Here is a 17,111-nt window from a genome sequence, read left to right as displayed (position 1 = left end):
AGCGAAGGTGAATCCATGACTACATTGACTGCAAAAACCAACCTGCTGGGTCTGACTCAACAGGAAATGGAAAAATTCTTCGACTCAATCGGGGAGAAGCGTTTTCGTGCCGCTCAGGTAATGAAGTGGATTCACCATCTTGGCGTCGATGATTTCGACGCCATGACGAACGTCAGCAAGGCCCTGCGCGACAAGCTCAAGGCCATTGCCGAAGTTCGCGGCCCCGAAGTGGTCAGCGAGGACATTTCCACCGACGGCACCCGTAAGTGGGTGGTGCGCGTGGCGTCCGGCAGCTGCGTCGAGACCGTGTACATTCCCCAGGGCAAACGCGGCACGCTGTGCGTTTCGTCCCAGGCAGGCTGTGCCCTGGATTGCAGTTTCTGCTCCACCGGCAAGCAAGGTTTCAACAGCAACCTCACCGCCGCCGAAGTCATCGGCCAGGTGTGGATTGCCAATAAATCGTTCGGCAGCATCCCGGCAACCGCCGACCGTGCCATCACCAACGTGGTGATGATGGGCATGGGCGAGCCGCTGCTGAACTTCGACAACGTGGTTGCGGCCATGCACCTGATGATGGACGACCTGGGCTACGGCATCTCCAAGCGCCGTGTGACCCTGTCGACCTCCGGCGTGGTACCGATGATCGATGAGCTGGCCAAGCACATCGACGTCTCCCTGGCGTTGTCGCTGCACGCACCGAATGACGCATTGCGTAACCAATTGGTGCCGATCAACAAGAAGTATCCGCTTAAGATGCTGCTCGAATCTTGCCAGCGCTATATGGCGACCTTGGGCGAAAAACGTGTGTTGACCATTGAGTACACCATGCTCAAGGACATCAACGACAAGGTCGAGCACGCGGTCGAGATGATCGAACTGCTCAAGAATGTACCGTGCAAGATCAACCTGATTCCGTTTAACCCGTTTCCCCATTCTGGCTACGAGCGGCCGAGCAACAACGCCATCCGCCGTTTCCAGGATCAACTGCACCATGCAGGCTTCAACGTCACCGTGCGCACCACCCGCGGCGAAGACATCGATGCAGCATGTGGCCAATTGGTAGGACAGGTGCTGGATCGCACCCGTCGCAGCGAACGTTATATCGCCGTGCGTGAATTGAGTGCCGCCGACGATATGCCGCAAAGTGCCGCGACTCGAACCTGAGAGAGGATCTCTATGCCCTTGCGCCTTGCGCTGCTTTTGCTTGTTGCCAGCCTCTCGGCTGGCTGTGTTTCATCGGGTCATGACAGCCCGTTGCAAACCGGCAAGGGCCGTGACGAAGCGCGTGCTGCCTATGTGCAGCTGGGCTTGGGGTACTTGCAGCAAGGGATGGCCGAACAGGCCAAGCTGCCGCTGAAGAAGGCCCTTGAACTGGACGCCAGCGACGCTGACGCCAATGCTGCATTGGCCTTGGTGTTCCAGGCCCAGGCCGAGCCCGAACTGGCCGATCAATATTTCCACAAGGCCTTGGCCATTCGTCCTGGCGACCCGAGACTGCTGAACAATTACGGCAGTTTTTTGTTTGCGCAGAAACGTTATGACCAGGCGTCCGAATATTTCCAGCAGGCTGCGGCCGATACCCTCTATCCTGAGCGCTCGCGGGTTTTCGAGAACCTTGGGGTGACCTCAATGCTTCTTGGCCAGCGCGACACCGCCCGCCAGCAACTGGAAAAAGCCCTGCACCTGAACCAGCGCCAGCCACGAGCATTGCTCGAAATGGCTGAGTTGTCCTTCGAAGACAGGCATTATGTGCCGGCACGTGACTATTACGAGCGTTTTAGCCTGCTGAGCGGGCAAAATGCACGTAGTCTATTGCTCGGTGTGCGCCTGGCGACGGTTCATGAAGAACGCGACAAGGCCGCACGTTTTGGCCAGCAACTCGAACGACTCTATCCCGGTACGCCGGAATATCAGCAATACCTGTCGGAGCAATGATGAAAGCGGCGCACCCGGAAGTTGTAGCAGCTAATCGTGGAAACCCAGGCGAGACCTTGCGTCAGGCCCGCGAAAGCAATGGTTGGTCGCTGGCAGAAGTGGCCCTCAAGCTCAATTTGACCACGACTTCATTGGGCAACCTTGAAGCTGGCGCGTTCGACAAGCTGCCAGGGCATACCTTTGCCCGCGGCTATATCCGCGCCTACGCCAAGTTGCTCGGTATCGACCAGGCCGCATTGGTCCAGGAATTCGACCAGATCACCGGCACCGATTCCCAGGGCAGCAATGTCCACGGCCTGGGCCGCATAGAAGAGCCTGTGCGGGTTTCCCACACTATTTTGCGAATTGTCAGCCTGCTGCTGCTGATCGCCGTGATCGGCGGTGGCTTTGTATGGTGGCAGGACCAGACCTCCCAGCGCGGCAAGGACTTGTCCAGCAACGCCATGGAGCACGTCGAAGTCGAAAGCGCCGACGGCACCACCCAGATTCATCCGCTGGACGAGCCGGAAGATCAGGCTGTAGCCCAGGGCCAGGCGGCGCCTGAGGCAGAGCCTGGCGCCGAGCAACCTGCGCCGGAGGCCGGGGCTGTCCCTGCCGCTCCTGCGGTCGCACCCGCTCCAGCGGTTGCAACGACGCCTGTTGCTCCGGCTCACACGCCAGCCGCTCCGGCCCATGCCCCGGCTGTGCCTGCACCGGCGACAACGGCTCCGGTCACCCCGGCAGCCCCGGCGATTTCCGCGCCAACCACGCCGGTGCTTATCGCCGGTGATGGCCGAGTACAAATTACCTACGTCGCTGACTGCTGGACGCAAGTCTCCGATGGCAGCGGCAAGGTGCTGTTCAGTGGTCTGAAGCGTAAGGGAGATACACTTGACCAGGGCGGCAAGCCTCCTTTGACGCTGCGTCTGGGCTTCGCCCGTGGCGCGCAAGTGGCCTACAACGGCCAGCCTGTGGACGTGGCGCCGTTCACCAGTGGCGAGACTGCTCGCCTCAAGTTGGGACAATAAAGTCATGCACGGCGAATCTCCAATCAAACGTCGCGTATCGCGCAAGATCTGGGTCGGCTCGGTGCCGGTGGGCGGCGATGCCCCCATCGCTGTACAGAGCATGACCAACAGCGACACCAATGATGTGGCGGCCACCGTTGCCCAGATCAATCGTCTGGAAGCGGCTGGCGTCGACATCGTGCGGGTGTCCGTGCCGGACATGGACGCTGCAGAAGCCTTTGGCCGCATCAAGCAACTGGTCAAGGTGCCGCTGGTCGCCGATATCCACTTCGACTACAAGATCGCGTTGCGCGTGGCCGAACTGGGCGTCGATTGCCTGCGGATCAACCCGGGCAACATCGGACGTGAAGACCGGGTTCGCGCCGTGGTGGATGCTGCCCGTGATCGCGGGATTCCAATCCGCATCGGCGTCAATGCCGGCTCCCTGGAAAAAGACCTGCAAAAGAAATACGGCGAGCCGACTCCGGCAGCATTGGTCGAGTCCGCGTTGCGCCATGTTGAACACCTTGAGCGCCTGAATTTCCAGGACTTCAAGGTCAGCGTAAAGGCTTCCGACGTGTTCATGGCGGTGGAAGCGTACCGCCTGCTGGCCAAGGAAATCGTCCAGCCATTGCACCTGGGTATCACCGAAGCCGGCGGTTTACGCTCAGGCACAGTGAAATCTGCGGTGGGTCTCGGTATGCTGCTGGCCGACGGGATTGGCGATACTATTCGCATCTCCCTCGCGGCAGACCCGGTAGAGGAAGTGAAAGTCGGCTACGACATTCTCAAATCCCTGCATTTGCGTTCCCGTGGCATCAACTTCATTGCCTGCCCAAGCTGCTCGCGGCAGAACTTCGACGTGGTGAAAACCATGAACGAACTGGAAGTACGCCTCGAGGACCTGCTGGTGCCGCTGGATGTTGCGGTGATTGGCTGTGTGGTCAACGGGCCGGGTGAGGCCAAAGAGGCCCATGTGGGCCTGACCGGTGGTACGCCAAACCTGATTTACATCGACGGCAAGCCGTCGCAGAAACTGACGAATGACAATCTGGTGGATGAGCTGGAACGGCTGATCCGCCAGAAAGCGGCCGAAAAGGTCGAAGCTGACGCAGCGGTTATCGCGCGCGGCTGATCGAACGAATTTAAGGATTTGATGTGAGCAAGTCTCTGCAAGCCATTCGTGGCATGAACGACATCCTGCCTGAGCAGACGCCCCTGTGGCGCTACTTCGAGGGCACTGTCGCGCGCCTGCTGGATAACTACGGTTACAAGCAGATCCGCATGCCGATCGTCGAGTTCACCGAGCTGTTCAAGCGCTCCATCGGTGAAGTGACCGACATCGTCGAAAAAGAGATGTACACCTTCGAAGACCGTAACGGCGACTCCCTGACCCTGCGTCCGGAAGGTACTGCCGCCTGCGTGCGTGCGGTGCTGGAACATGGCCTGACCGGCGGTGGCCAGCCGCAGAAGCTTTGGTACATCGGCCCGATGTTCCGCCACGAACGTCCGCAAAAAGGCCGTTATCGCCAGTTCCACCAGATCGGCCTGGAAGTGTTCAACCTCGACGGTCCGGACATCGACGCCGAGCTGATCGTACTGACCTGGCGCCTGTGGGGCATGCTGGGCATCCGTGACGCAGTGAAGCTTGAGCTCAACAGCCTGGGCACCAGCGAATCCCGGGGTCGCTACCGCGAAGCCCTGGTCGAATTCCTGTCGGCTCACCTGGACAAGCTGGACGAAGACAGCCAGCGCCGTCTGAAAACCAACCCGCTGCGGGTACTGGACACCAAGAACGCCGAGACCCAGGCCGTACTCGTGGACGCGCCAAAAATGGCCGACTACCTGGACGACGAATCCCGTATCCACTTCGAGGGCCTCAAGGCTCGCCTGGATGCGGCCGGTATTCCTTACGTCATCAATCCCAAACTGGTGCGTGGCCTCGATTACTACAGCAAGACCGTGTTCGAGTGGGTCACCGACAAGCTCGGCGCCCAGGGCACCGTGTGTGCCGGTGGCCGTTACGACGGCCTGGTCGAGCAGATGGGCGGCAAGCCGACCACCGGTGTCGGTTTCGCCATGGGCATCGAGCGGCTGATCCTGCTGCTGGAAACCCTGGAGCAGGTTCCCGAAGAAATCTCCCGTCAGGTGGACGTGTACTTCTGTGCCTTTGGCGAGGCGGCCGAACTGGCTGCCCTGGCCCTGAGCGAGAAGCTGCGCGACCAACTGCCGAACCTGCGCCTGCAGGTCAATGCCGGCGCCGGCAGCTTCAAAAGCCAGTTCAAGAAAGCCGACAAGAGCGGTGCGCTGTATGCACTGATCCTGGGTGATGATGAGTTGGCCCAGCAAGTGGTAAGTTTCAAACCCCTGCGTGGTCAGGGTGAACAACAAAGCATTGCCTTTGATGCGCTTGCAGCGCACCTGGCCACCTGCATCGTGCAGGGTTGAAGCTGTCAAACAGCCGATTTAGCGATTAAGGAGTATTGGGGTGTCGAGTACTGATGATGACCAGCTGGCCGAGTTCAAAGACTGGTGGCAGCGCAACGGCAAGCCCCTGGTCACTGGCGGTTTGCTGGCTTTAGTAGTGGTGTTCGGCTGGCAAGCCTGGCACAAGTATCAGGCTAACCAGTCGCAAGGCGCCTCGATTATCTATCAGCAATTGCTGGAAACCACGCTGACGCCAAACGGCAAGCCGGACCTCGCCCAAGTGGCGGACCTGGCCGGCAAGCTGAAGAGCGAATTCGGCGGTAGCACCTACGCGCAATACGGCAGCCTGTTCGTCGCAAAAGTTGCGGTCGACAACGGCAAGCTGGATGACGCAGCCTCCGAGCTGAAAGCCATCACCGACAAGCCGGCCAACCCGACACTGGGTGAAATCGCACGTCAGCGTCTGGCTCAGGTACTGGCGGCACAGAACAAGGCCGACGACGCACTGAAACTGCTCGACGGCGATGCTGACAAGGCATTCCTGGCTACTCGTGAAGAGCTCAAGGGCGACCTGCTGGTCCAATTGGGTCGTACCGACGAAGCCAATGCTGCGTACCAAAAAGCCAAGGCGGCGCTGTCTGATGAAGCGGCGGTCGGTGGCTTACAAATCAAGCTCGACGACTTGGCCAAAGGGGATGCGTGACGTGATCCGTTGGAAACATGCAGCATTGCTGGCTCTGGCCGTTTTGGCCGCGGGTTGCAGCAGCAACAGCAAAAAAGAACTGCCTCCGGCCGAGCTGACCAGCTTCAAGGAAGAAGTGGTCCTGCAAAAGCAGTGGAGCCGCTCCATTGGTGACGGTCAGGGCGATCTTTACAACCTGATGGTCCCGGCGATCGACGGTGACACCATCTTCGCCGCTGACTCCACCGGCGTTGTGGTCTCCATGGATCGCATGAACGGCGACGTCAAGTGGAAGAAAGACCTCGAATTGCCTGTGTCCGGCGCCGTTGGCGTGGGTTCTGGCATGGTGATGCTCGGCACGCTGAAAGGCGACGTCGTGGCGCTGGATTCGAGCACCGGTGAAGAGAAATGGCGCGCTCGCGTGACCAGTGAAGTGCTCTCGCCACCGGCTACCAACGGTGACGTCGTTGTCGTCCAGACCCAGGATGACCGTGTGATCGGCCTCGACGCCGCCACCGGTAACCAGCGCTGGTTGTACGACAGCACGCCGGCGGTGTTGACCTTGCGCGGTACCAGCGGTCCGGTTGTGACCAGCAACCTGGCACTGGCAGGCCTGTCGACCGGTAAAGTGGTCGCCCTGGACACCCAGAACGGCGTGCCGGCCTGGGAAACCCGGGTCGCGATCCCTCAAGGTCGTTCGGAACTGGACCGCGTAGTGGACATCGACGGTGGCTTGCTGCTGTCGGGTGATACCCTCTACGTCGCCACTTATCAGGGTCGTGTTGCGGCACTGGACGTGCAAAGCGGCCGGATCAACTGGCAGCGTGATGCTTCCAGCTACGCCGGTGTCGCCCAAGGGTTTGGCAGCGTCTACGTAAGCCTGGCGTCCGGCACGGTTGAAAGTGTCGACGAGCGTTCCACCACTGCATTGTGGAGCAACGACTCCCTGGCCCGCCGTCAACTGTCGGCACCGGAAGTGTTCTCCAGCTACGTAGCGGTAGGTGACTTTGAAGGTTACCTGCACCTGCTGAGCCAGGTAGACGGTCGCTTCGTCGGTCGCGAACGCATCGACAGCGACGGCCTGCGTGCCCGTCCGCTGGTGGTAGGTAACATGCTTTACGTGTATGGCAACAGCGGCAAACTGGAAGCGCTGACCATCAAGTAATGGTTTGACTATGCTTGGGGTAATTCCCAGGCGGCCCTGCTTCGGCAGGGCATGCGGCGCTTCCGAGCGCTGCCCCGAGCACCAGCCGCTGCCTTGCAGCGGCTTTTGTATTTTCTGAAATAACGAAGTGGAGAGCCGCATGGTTCCCGTAATCGCCCTGGTGGGCCGACCGAACGTCGGCAAGTCCACCTTGTTCAACCGCCTGACCAGGACTCGCGACGCCATCGTCGGCGACTTGTCCGGTCTGACCCGTGATCGCCAATACGGTGAGGCAAAGTGGCAAGGGCGCTCCTACATTATTGTCGACACCGGTGGTATCTCCGGTGACGAGCATGGCATGGACGAAAAGATGGCCGAGCAGTCGCTGCTGGCCATTGAAGAAGCCGATGTCGTGTTGTTCCTGGTGGACGCCCGCGCGGGCTACACCGCCGCTGACCAAATGATTGGCGAGCACCTGCGCAAGCGCAACAAGCGTTCCTACGTGGTGGCCAACAAGATCGACAACATCGATCCTGAAATGGCCCGCGCCGAATTCAGCCCGATGGGCCTGGGCGACGCGATCCCGATCGCCGGTGCTCACGGTCGCGGCATCACCCAGATGCTGGAAATCGCCCTGCGCGACTTCCCGCGTGATGACGTGGATGAAGTCGAAGGCGAAGAAGAGATCGTTGCCGAAGGCGAGGAAGCCAAGCGCATTCCTGGCCCAAGCGAAAAAGACGGTATCAAGATCGCGATCATCGGACGCCCGAACGTCGGCAAGTCGACCCTGGTCAACCGTATGCTCGGTGAAGACCGGGTCATCGTCTATGACGAGCCCGGCACCACCCGCGACAGTATCTACATCCCGTTCGAGCGTAACGACGAGAAGTACACGCTGATCGACACCGCCGGTGTGCGCAAGCGCGGCAAGATCCACGAGGAAGTTGAAAAGTTCTCCGTGGTGAAAACCCTGCAGGCGATCAAAGACGCCAACGTGGTGATCTTCGTCATGGACGCCCGCGAAGGCGTGGTAGACCACGACCTGAACTTGCTGGGCTTTGCCCTGGAAGCCGGTCGCGCCCTGGTGATTGCGATCAACAAGTGGGACGGCATGACGCCAAGCGAGCGCGACTACGTCAAGGTCGAGCTGCAGCGTCGTCTGTTCTTCGTCGAGTTCGCCGATATTCACTTTATCTCGGCACTGCACGGTACCGGCGTGGGCAACCTCTACGCGTCGGTGCAGAACTCGTTCAAGTCCGCGGTCACCCGCTGGCCGACCAACCGCCTGACCCAGATTCTTGAAGATGCGGTCAGCGAGCACGCGCCACCGATGGTCAACAACCGTCGGATCAAGCTGCGCTACGCCCACTTGGGTGGTGCCAACCCGCCGATTATCGTGATCCACGGTAACCAGCTGGAGAAAGTGCCGAAGTCCTACGTGCGTTACCTGGAAAACACCTATCGCCGTGTCTTGAAACTGGTCGGTACGCCGATCCGTATCGAGTTCAAGGGTGGCGAGAACCCGTACGAAGGTAACAAGAACAGCCTCACCGACCGCCAGGTAAACAAAAAGCGCCGGATGATGACGCACCACAAGAAAGCCGACAAAAAGCGCCGCGACAAGCGCTGATCCTGATCGGTTAAAAAAGGGCTCTTTCAGAGCCCTTTTTTGTGCCTGGCGGTTGACCCTACGCGGCATGCAGCTTAAAACTTGGGGCTCACCGCAAGGGGCGCACCGATGATCACCAGCAAGCTGCCGAATGTCGGCACCACCATCTTCACCACCATGTCGCAACTCGCCGCCGAAACCGGTGCGCTCAACCTGTCTCAAGGTTTTCCCGACTTCAACGGGCCGCAAGGTTTGCTCGATGCGGTGGGCAAGCACATTGCCCTCGGCCATAACCAATACGCGCCCATGACCGGCCTGCCGGTGCTGCGCCAGCAAGTGGCGGCCAAGATCGCCCGCAGCTATGGCGCCACGGTGAATGCCGACAGCGAAGTGACCATCACCCCTGGCGCCACCGAGGCGATCTTCTGTGCGATCCAGGCGGTGATTCGCAGCGGTGATGAAGTCATCGTGTTCGATCCTGCCTACGACAGCTACGAGCCGTCGGTAGAACTGGCAGGCGGTCGCTGCGTGCATGTGCAACTGGGCCTGGCTGACTTCGCCCTGGACTTCGAGCGACTGCGTGCCGCGCTGTCACCGCGCACCCGCATGATCATCCTCAACAGCCCCCACAACCCCACCGGCGCCCTGATCAGCCGTGCCGAGCTGGACCAGTTGGCCGAGTTGATCCGCGACCGGGATATCTACCTGGTCAGCGACGAGGTCTACGAGCACCTGGTATTTGACGGTGTGCCCCACGTCAGCGTGCTGGCCCACGAAGAGCTGTACCAGCGTGCCTTCGTGGTCAGCTCCTTCGGCAAGACCTACCACGTCACCGGCTGGAAAACCGGCTACGTGATCGCGCCCCCGGCCCTTAGCGCCGAACTGCGCAAGGTGCATCAATATGTCAACTTTTGCGGTGTGACCCCGTTGCAGTACGCTTTGGCAGACTTCATGGCCGAACACCCGGAACACGTCGAGGAACTGCCGGCGTTTTATCAAGCCAAGCGCGACCTGTTCTGCGACCTGCTGGAACCGTCGCGTTTCAGCTTTACCCGGGTGGCCGGTACTTACTTTCAACTGGTGGATTACTCACAGATTCGCCCGGACCTGGATGACGTCGCCATGTCACTGTGGATGACCCGCGAACATGGCGTGGCCACCATCCCGGTCTCGGTGTTCTACCAGAACCCACCGCAAAGCCAGCGCCTGGTGCGACTGTGCTTTGCCAAACGCGAGGAGACGCTGCGTCAAGCAGCCGAGAAACTATGCGTGATCTGAGTGCACTGCCCAACCTGAACATTGCTTTGGTGCAAACCACCCTGGCCTGGCACGACCGCCAGGCCAACCTGGAGCATTTCGAGCTGCTGCTGGAGCAGGCAAGCGGCGCCGACCTGATCGTGCTGCCGGAGATGTTCACCACCGGTTTCTCGATGGAGTCGCAAACCCTCGCCGAACCTGAAAACGGTCCCACCCATCAATGGCTGCAGGCTCAGGCGAAGAAGTACAACGCCGTGATCACCGGCAGCGTGATCATCCAGGCCGCCGATCGCAGCCACCGCAACCGCCTGCTGTGGGCGCGCCCGGATGGCGAGGTGTTGCACTACGACAAGCGGCACCTGTTCCGCATGGCCGGTGAGCACGACCACTACACCCCCGGCGAGCGCCAGGTGCAGTTCGAACTCAAGGGCTGGCGGATTCGTCCGCTGATCTGCTACGACCTGCGCTTCCCGGTATGGAGCCGTGATGCCGAGGACACGGACCTGCTGCTGTACACCGCCAACTGGCCGGGCGCACGACGCCAGCACTGGAACCGCCTGCTGCCGGCCCGGGCCATCGAAAACCTGTGCTACGTGGCGGCGGTGAATCGAGTGGGCACCGACGGTAAGGGCTTTGCCTACACCGGTGACAGCCAGGTCGTGGACTTCCAGGGAGAAAGCCTGCTGAGTGCAGGGGAGGCGGACGGGGTGTTCCAGGTGTGCCTGGATGCAGCGGAATTGGCAGCGTACCGCACACGCTTCCCGGCGAACCTGGATGCGGACAGCTTTGAGTTCACCTGAAGGACCTCCATCGCGTGGGAGATCGCTATCGCGGGCAAGCCCGGCTCCCACAGTTGATCTGAGTTGTCTGGAGGAATGCATTCCCCTGTGGGAGCCGGGCTTGCCCGAGAAGAGGCCCTGACAGTCACCACAAATTTCGAACTCCACAAAAAAGGCCCCTGGATTCTCATCCCGGGGCCTTTTGTATGTCAGCGTTGAGTGCTTACGCCGCTTTCGCTTCCAGCTGGCTCAACGAACGGTTCAGCGCGCTGAACACGGCTTTGAAGCTCGCCGTGGTGATGTTTTCATCAATACCCACGCCGTGCACCGGACGCTCACCGTTCACTCGCAGCTCGATGTAGGCCGCTGCCTTGGCATGGGTGCCCGCGCCAATCGCGTGTTCGTTGTAGTCCATGATCTCCACGCCAATCGGCAGCCCGGCCACCAGCGCTTCCAGGGCGCCGTTGCCTTTACCGTGCCAGCGCAGGTTGGTTTCGCCCTGGCCCTTGCCGGAGACTTCAACTTCCACCGAGCTGTTGCCGTTCTCTTCCTGCAGGCGATGGCTCACCAGCGCGTACGGCGTGTTGGCTTGCAGGTATTCACGCTGCAACAAGCTGTAGATCTGCGCGGCAGTCATCTCCAGGCCCACACGGTCGGTTTCGGCCTGTACCACCTGGCTGAACTCGATCTGCATGCGGCGCGGCAAGCTGATGCCGTATTCCTGCTCCAGCAGATAGGCGATGCCGCCTTTGCCCGACTGGCTGTTGACGCGGATCACCGCCTCGTAGCTGCGGCCGATGTCGGCCGGGTCGATCGGCAAGTACGGCACCTCCCACAGGGCGTCGTCTTTCTGCTGGGTGAAGCCCTTGCGGATCGCGTCCTGGTGGGAGCCGGAGAAGGCGGTGTGAACCAGGTCGCCAACATACGGGTGACGCGGGTGCACCGGGATCTGGTTGCACTCTTCGACGACCTTGCGGATGCCGTCGATGTCGGAGAAGTCCAGCTGCGGGTCGAGGCCTTGGGTGTACATGTTCAACGCCACCGTCACCAGGTCGACGTTACCGGTACGCTCGCCGTTGCCGAACAGGCAGCCTTCGACGCGATCAGCGCCAGCCATCAGGCCCAGCTCGGTGGCGGCGACGCCAGTGCCACGGTCGTTGTGGGTGTGCAGGCTGATGATCACGCTGTCACGACGGTTGATATGGCGACCGAACCACTCGATCTGGTCGGCATAGATGTTCGGGGTGGCACATTCCACAGTAGCGGGCAGGTTGAGGATCACCTTGTGCTCGGGCGTCGGGTTCCAGACCTCGATCACCGCGTCACAGACTTCCTTGGCGAACTCCAGCTCAGTGGCGCTGAAGGTCTCTGGCGAGTACTCGAACGTCCACTGGGTTTCCGGCTGCTGGGCGGCGTATTTGACGAACAGTTTGGCCGCGTTGACCGCGATGGCCTTGATGCCGTCCTTGTCCTGGTTGAACACGATGCGGCGGAACGACGGCGAGGTGGCGTTGTACAAGTGAACGATGGCTTTCTTCGCGCCGCGCAGGGATTCGAACGTGCGTGCGATCAAGTCTTCACGGCCCTGGGTCAGCACCTGGATGGTGGTGTCCGCGGGGATGTGGTTGTCTTCGATCAGGGTGCGCACGAAGTCGAAGTCGGTTTGCGAGGCGGCCGGGAAGGAGGCTTCGATTTCTTTTACACCGACGGCGACCAGGGTCTTCCAGAAACGCAGCTTTTTCACCGCGTCCATCGGTTCGATCAGCGACTGGTTGCCGTCGCGCAAGTCGGAACTGCACCAGATCGGCGCGGCGGTGATGGTCTTCGACGGCCAGGTGCGGTCCGGGATATCAATGGTCGGGAACGCGCGGTACTTCGAAGACGGGTCTTTGAGCATGCTCATCGGGAAATCCTTTGTTTAAGGGCCGAGAAAAGGCGGCCTGCCGTAAAACTGTTATTGGGGATAAAGCAAAAGACGAGGCAGATCGATTCAGCCTGGCAGTCGTGCGCTGACGAGGCACAGGCTGCGGTGCTGGCGGAGCTGAATGAGGGTGTGAGAGGTTTTCATAGGTCCAACCCTAACCGTGAGGCGTTAAGATGGCAAGCCGTGAAAAAAATTGAGATAATTTCCAAGTTATTCGGGTTTTTCAATTTTTTATTGTTTCTTTTATTAATATTCTTTGTTTTTATTGCTGTTCATTTTGCTGGTGCGCAATCTTGAATGGTGGGTTGCGCCGCTATGGGCGGCGCGACCCTGGTTGGCTATACGGTAAGGAACCTACAAGGTGATCTTGTCAATGTTGTAGTCAATATGAATGTCACCGATTGGCTCAGGGATGCTGGTGCCGTGCAGCAGCTTGAGCGGGGGTGGAGGGGTATGGGGCGGCTGGCTGACGATAGTCGACACACCTTTTGGTGTTGGGCTGATCGAGACGCTTACGCCTGCGGTTAACTCCGAGATACCGGGAATATTGTCATAGGTATTCATGTGCGCCTTGCCGACAACCGCGACGTATTTCTCACCTGCCGGGGTCTGATTGATAAGCTGGGTAGCGGCATAATTGAACTCTTGCAAGCGGTCATCGTAGAAGCGTGAATTGCTTATTCTGCTAATCCAGTTATCGCTGTGCATTGTCAGCTCTCTATGCTCGAGGCCTATGACCTTGATACCGTTTTTTTCTGCCGCCTCAATAACATCCGACACTATTGGGCTCGTTGGTGAGTAGGCTCCATCGTAGACTCTTGGCGATGCATAAACGGCATCTGATGGTGTATAGGCGCCTGCGCCAAACCCCGGCCCTTTCTGAAGAAAGAGCGTGTTTTCCATGTAAAGAACGGTCACTCCACTGTTTTTGAATGTCTGCATTTGGTCAATCAGGAGTTGAAACGTGGCAGGTTCGTAGTGCACCTCTCCGAATACCAACCCCCTAACATCCGGCTGTGCCAGGGCACTTTGAACGGCGCTCTTGGGCGTGGCATTAATGTCTATCGGCGCTAGCTGAGGGCGAACAGGCATCTGCCCGTTGGCCATGCTGGTGTAGAAGTCTTGCATGTCCCGTTTGAACCAGCGCCTGATGTGCCCAATCGTTGCACCGCTGGCATCAGTAAAGTCATTCGCACCCTTTCCGGTAATGATCCGGTCCATATAGTCATCAGGCGGCGGCGTGGGTCTTCCCCGGTGGCGACGGCCTCTCGGCAATTCGCTCAGGCGCCATTCCCCGTTACCGGCAGACTCCAGGGAAGCCTTGATGCGGCTGCTTTTCGGGGCGCTCAGCGGTGCATTGGGATCGACGATATTGACCTGCCCGTTACGCGCATGGAACGCTGAGTCGATCTGATAAACATCGTGGGTCCCTCTGCTGTCGGTATAGCGAATGTACCAATTGTCGCCAACGTTATAGGTACCGTCCGTTCTTAAGGGGTGATCCTTGATCGTGCTGTCGGGGACGGTGTAAGCGCCGAGGTCGCGGCTCGGTAGCTTGGGTAAGGAGGGTGCGGGCGTGCCGGTTGAAGTACCTGCGGGCAATGAGCCTGGCGCTGGCGTCAAGGCTCGCTGCGCAAAGGGTATTTTACTGCTTCCAGCGATTGCCATCGAAGCCTTGTTTACCGGCCGCAGCGGCGCGCTGCGAAACAGCGGGATGCCCGCCGCGGAGGTTGTAAAATCAGCGTAGATCGCACGTCCCAGGCCAGGCTTCTTGAGCAGCCCTGGCAGTACCTTGGCGTTGGCCCGCAGGGCCGTCACGCCTGCTTTGCCTAGTCGCAGGCCCGTCGACAGGCCTTTACCAACTACCGGCAACAGATCCAGGAATATAGAGGCTACCTCAATGCCGAATTGAATCTTGTTGGTTGTTGATTGTGTCGCGACTTCCGCGCTGCTGACGGACTGATAATCCGCCTTGTCTATCAGCATTTGGACCTGCTGTTTGTACAGCTCATCCTGCACGTTTCCGGTGATGGGGTGGAGTGTGGCGCCGCCCTTGAGCTTCGCAGCGCCGATCAAGAGCTCCAGGGAGGACAAAGGGTTAGTCAGTAGGTTGAGCGGATTCGATTTTATTTTTTGTGTGTATTTATCGATGTCGCTCTTCTCGACTGGCGACTTCCGGCCAGCGGTGTAGAGTTTCCATTGTGGCTTTTCGAGCAAGGTGCTCAGTGCATTCTGGTCCGCCACTTCGCGAAAGGCCACGCCGTCTGGCGCGTTCGGGGTGTACAACACCAGCGAAGCGTCGATCTGGTTGCTGATGACCATGACGCCTTGCACCGTTAAGCCATGCTGGACGAGCGTGTTGGTGATGATGGCCTTTCCATCCACCGTGGGGCGGTTTGCCGGCTCGGGATGATCAAGTACCGCGCGAACCCACTGTGCGCCACGTTTGGTAGTGGTCTCGGTAGTGGCGTTGGCGGTATAGGCATCGGGGTTGAGGTCTGCGAGAAACGCCTCTTTTTCCATCACGTCGGCCAGGGTGGCTTTCCAGGTGTTGCGTACCACGCCCGCAGGCCCTGAGTCTGCATCTGTGGCTAGCTGTTGTTTGAGCAGCTTGGTGTATTCGCCACCGACATCGGCGGTATTGACCAGTGTTTTTAGCTGGTCCGTGTCCAGAACCACCGGTTTGCCGGCAGCGTCCAGAATCGGTCTGCCTTGGGTATCGTTCAAGGGCAGCGTGAAAGTGATCTGGGTATGGGTTGCGCTCTCGCCGGCTGGAAACTCAGTAGGGTTCTTCAACCCCAGGTCAGTCAGTGATAGCTGCGCGTTGTTTACTGAGCGTGACTCGTGACCGCTGGGACGGCCTGTATGAGTGCTGGTTTTGCTTTGCACCTGAACCCTCAATTGGTCAGCATTCACCTGAGCGGTTGGGTACAGTTTTCTGATCGCCTCATTCATCTTGTCCCGGGAAAACTCGGTCAATGAGGGAATGCTTTCCAGAAGTGGAGTCAACCTGTCCTGGCTTTTTTCCTCGGCATGTTCCAACTTTTTGAACAGTTCGTAGTGAACCGGCTGCAAGTTTCTCAGCCATTCAGGTTGCAGTTTGTCGGCCAGTTTCTGGTTGCGTGCCTGCATGGCATTGCTGCCATCAAGCAGGTATGACCAGTCGGCAGCCTCATCAATGGCTTGGTGTAATGGCGTGGTGGATTGGGGGGATATATTGGCAAAGCCCGTGTTGATTTCGGCCTGCTGGCGCTTGAGCATCTCAGGCAAGCCTTCGGCCAGCACCTCCCCGGCCAGAGGCTCGGCGCTGAGCATCAGGTCGTCCCCGGTGGGTGGGTTCGACCGGTTTTGCAACGATAGCGGTAGCGTCTGTAACAGCAGCTCGGCGCCTGTTCCGCCTTGATCCAGGCGTTGCGCCAACGTTTCGCGTGCCTGGGCGGAGGTTGCGAACTCTTCGAATCCCTCGCCGGGTGTATAGAGTACGACCGGGCCATTGGCATCGTTGAGCGCCAGGGATCTGCCTTTGGGCCAGGCCGGCGGAGTGGCGAAGGACCCGTCAGTCTGAGTGATGAGAAAGGTGCCTGCGAGTAAAGCACCACGCTCGGTGCCGTCATCCAGGGTGAGCGGATACACACCCGGACGGGCGCCATCGGCAAAGACTTTCTCCCGTTCGACGAGAGTGGGGTATTGCAGCGCGGCGTCGATCAGTTGTTTGCCTGCCGGGCTCAGGGTGCCGTCGCTTGCGCGCAGTGCCGCCAGTGTCGACAGTTGGCGCTTGTGCAGGGTCAACAGTTCGTCCTGCGGCGTCTTCAGTACCGGCGGGTTTGTTTTCGACGGGCGCGGTGTTGTCCAGAAGGCGAGTGACGCCTCGGGATATTGTGTGGTGATGCGTTGGGCGATGGTGTTTAACGAGTGCGTTGTGTCGATGAGTGCCGGCGGTTGGCTGGCTGTGCCTTGGCTGAATACGCCCGACTGCACGCCGGTGCCTTCGTCAGTATTCCTCCCAGGCTGGCTCGACAGTTCTGCAATCTTTTTATCCAGTGCCTTCAGAAGAGGTTGCTCAGAGAGCGTTCTGATACTGCCATCGCTCTGCCTGATCCAGCGCCTGAAGGTCAGCTCTGCTGGATTGAGATGGGGTTGGTCGGCAAGCATCGTTGTCACTTGCTGCAACAGGAAATCCTTGAAGTTCGGCTGCTGGCTCTGCAGCCGTTGCATCGCGTGCGTGAGGGTGTCGTGTTGAGTGATGAAGGCTTGCTGATCGCTCACGTTGAAATGGTCTGCGAGTGCTGAGCGTTGCTCCGGAGGTATTCCTGGCGAGTCGGGCAACAGGCCAGGTGGGCTGGTGTTGACGACGGGGGTTGGGGGGAC

12 protein-coding genes are annotated in these 17,111 nt (G+C 59.5%); 10 read left to right on the top strand and 2 right to left on the bottom strand.

The window, feature by feature from the left end:
* Positions 1 to 15: 15 nt before the first annotated feature.
* The 10 genes from rlmN (at position 16) to JFV30_RS01855 (ending at position 10,840) form a co-directional block, all read left to right on the top strand.
* The gene (gene rlmN, locus JFV30_RS01900; RefSeq protein WP_003209670.1) at positions 16 to 1,164 is read left to right on the top strand and encodes a 23S rRNA (adenine(2503)-C(2))-methyltransferase RlmN; all 1,149 of its coding nucleotides are present in this window, start codon (positions 16 to 18) and stop codon (positions 1,162 to 1,164) included.
* A 12-nt stretch (positions 1,165 to 1,176) separates the two neighbouring features.
* Positions 1,177 to 1,935 carry a type IV pilus biogenesis/stability protein PilW gene (pilW, locus tag JFV30_RS01895; RefSeq protein ID WP_010176865.1) on the top strand — a complete coding sequence of 253 codons (759 nt, stop codon included), beginning with the start codon at positions 1,177 to 1,179 and terminating at the stop codon, positions 1,933 to 1,935.
* Positions 1,935 to 2,942, top strand: a complete 1,008-nt coding sequence (locus JFV30_RS01890; protein WP_201121637.1) for a RodZ domain-containing protein — start codon at positions 1,935 to 1,937, stop codon at positions 2,940 to 2,942. Before pilW ends, JFV30_RS01890 begins: the two co-directional genes overlap by 1 nt.
* Positions 2,943 to 2,946: 4 nt before the next feature.
* On the top strand, positions 2,947 to 4,056 hold the full coding sequence (gene ispG, locus JFV30_RS01885; protein ID WP_003209666.1) for a flavodoxin-dependent (E)-4-hydroxy-3-methylbut-2-enyl-diphosphate synthase: 1,110 nt from the start codon (positions 2,947 to 2,949) through the stop codon (positions 4,054 to 4,056).
* A gap of 23 nt (positions 4,057 to 4,079) precedes the next feature.
* On the top strand, positions 4,080 to 5,369 hold the full coding sequence (gene hisS, locus JFV30_RS01880) for a histidine--tRNA ligase (protein WP_003209664.1): 1,290 nt from the start codon (positions 4,080 to 4,082) through the stop codon (positions 5,367 to 5,369).
* 40 nt (positions 5,370 to 5,409) lie between these two features.
* Positions 5,410 to 6,051, top strand: a complete 642-nt coding sequence (locus tag JFV30_RS01875; RefSeq protein ID WP_010176862.1) for a YfgM family protein — start codon at positions 5,410 to 5,412, stop codon at positions 6,049 to 6,051.
* The gene (bamB, locus tag JFV30_RS01870; RefSeq protein ID WP_029616169.1) at positions 6,044 to 7,195 is read left to right on the top strand and encodes an outer membrane protein assembly factor BamB; all 1,152 of its coding nucleotides are present in this window, start codon (positions 6,044 to 6,046) and stop codon (positions 7,193 to 7,195) included. Before JFV30_RS01875 ends, bamB begins: the two co-directional genes overlap by 8 nt.
* A gap of 139 nt (positions 7,196 to 7,334) precedes the next feature.
* Positions 7,335 to 8,804: a ribosome biogenesis GTPase Der gene (gene der / locus JFV30_RS01865; RefSeq protein ID WP_003209661.1), complete on the top strand. Its 1,470-nt coding sequence runs from the start codon at positions 7,335 to 7,337 to the stop codon at positions 8,802 to 8,804.
* Between the two features lie 108 nt (positions 8,805 to 8,912).
* The gene (locus JFV30_RS01860; RefSeq protein WP_201121636.1) at positions 8,913 to 10,061 is read left to right on the top strand and encodes a pyridoxal phosphate-dependent aminotransferase; all 1,149 of its coding nucleotides are present in this window, start codon (positions 8,913 to 8,915) and stop codon (positions 10,059 to 10,061) included.
* The gene (locus JFV30_RS01855; protein WP_201121635.1) at positions 10,049 to 10,840 is read left to right on the top strand and encodes an amidohydrolase; all 792 of its coding nucleotides are present in this window, start codon (positions 10,049 to 10,051) and stop codon (positions 10,838 to 10,840) included. The genes JFV30_RS01860 and JFV30_RS01855 overlap by 13 nt, the downstream gene beginning before the upstream one ends.
* Positions 10,841 to 11,042: 202 nt before the next feature.
* Here the strand turns inward: JFV30_RS01855 and leuA are convergent, their stop codons facing one another.
* On the bottom strand, positions 11,043 to 12,722 hold the full coding sequence (gene leuA, locus JFV30_RS01850) for a 2-isopropylmalate synthase (protein WP_201121634.1): 1,680 nt from the start codon (positions 12,720 to 12,722) through the stop codon (positions 11,043 to 11,045).
* A 375-nt stretch (positions 12,723 to 13,097) separates the two neighbouring features.
* On the bottom strand, positions 13,098 to 17,009 hold the full coding sequence (locus JFV30_RS01845) for a membrane-targeted effector domain-containing toxin (RefSeq protein ID WP_342215020.1): 3,912 nt from the start codon (positions 17,007 to 17,009) through the stop codon (positions 13,098 to 13,100).
* Between the last annotated feature and the right edge of the window lie 102 nt (positions 17,010 to 17,111).

Origin of the sequence: Pseudomonas sp. TH32 (assembly GCF_016650855.1) — a bacterium.
Lineage (GTDB): Bacteria > Pseudomonadota > Gammaproteobacteria > Pseudomonadales > Pseudomonadaceae > Aquipseudomonas.
The sequence above is the reverse complement of the archived record's forward strand: the minus strand, read 5'-3'. Positions and strand labels throughout refer to the sequence as shown.